Below are 1,047 nucleotides of genomic sequence, written 5' to 3' on the forward strand. Positions count from 1 at the left end.
GGGCACCTGGACCGGCAGCGGCTCCGTCGCCGATCCGGCCCAGCACGCGCACGGCCAGCCCTCGTACAACCTCCCGCTCGGCCTCGACCGGGTGCCGATGGCGGAGATCATGGCGGGCTTCCACCGGCTCGGGCTGAACAGCATCCGGCTGCCGTTCTCCAACGCGATGCTGCACGACCCGACGGTGGTGCCGGACGCGGCGGTGGCGGCCAACCCATGGCTGCGCGGCGACACCGCGCTCCAGGTCTTCGACGAGGCGGTCGCGGCGCTCACCGCCGACGGTTTCGCCGTCATCCTCAACAACCACACCACGACCGCCCGTTGGTGCTGCGGACTGGACGGCAACGAGCGCTGGAACAGCAGCCAGAGCGCCCAGCAGTGGGAGGACGACTGGCTGTTCCTGACGAACCGGTACAAGGCGAACAAGCGGGTGGTCGGGGCCGATCTGCGCAACGAGGTCCGGCGCGACGTCTGGGACGACCCCAACTGGGGGTGGGGCGACAGCCACGACCTGAACGCCGCGTTCCAGCAGGCGGGCAACCGCATCCTGGCCGCCGACCCGGACCTGCTGATCATCATGGAGGGCATCAACTGGTACGGCATCCCGGCCGCGGTCTTCGACCACGGGCGGCCGGTGCTCACCCCGGTGGCGAACCTCTCCAACACGCTGATCCAGTCCGACAAGCTGGTCTACGCCGCGCACTTCTACGCCTACACCGGACCGGCCAACACCGGTGCGGCGGACGGCAGCAGCGGCGCCACCGGTGATCCGCGCTACCAGGACTTCACCCCGGCGCAGCTGGCGGCCGTGGTGGACCGGCAGGCGCTGTTCGTCACCCAGGCCGGGCAGCACTTCACCGCCCCGGTGTGGATCAGCGAGTTCGGGGCCGGCGGCCGGGGCGGGGGCGACGCCAAGGAACGGGCCTGGTTCGCCAACTTCACCGACATCCTGGTGGCCAACGACACCGACTTCGCGATCTGGCCGCTGATCGGCTGGACCGCCGCGGACGGCACGCCGAAGGACAACTGGGCGCTGCTGTCCTACAG

Annotated in this window: 1 protein-coding gene; it reads left to right on the forward strand. The window is 70.6% G+C overall.

The window, feature by feature from the left end; genetic code table 11:
• The coding region (locus ABT118_RS32660; protein ID WP_350678570.1) for a glycoside hydrolase family 5 protein at positions 1-1,047 on the forward strand (1,047 nt) is incomplete at both ends.

The sequence above is a fragment of the Kitasatospora sp. NPDC002040 genome (genome assembly GCF_040296785.1).
Classification (GTDB): domain Bacteria; phylum Actinomycetota; class Actinomycetes; order Streptomycetales; family Streptomycetaceae; genus Kitasatospora.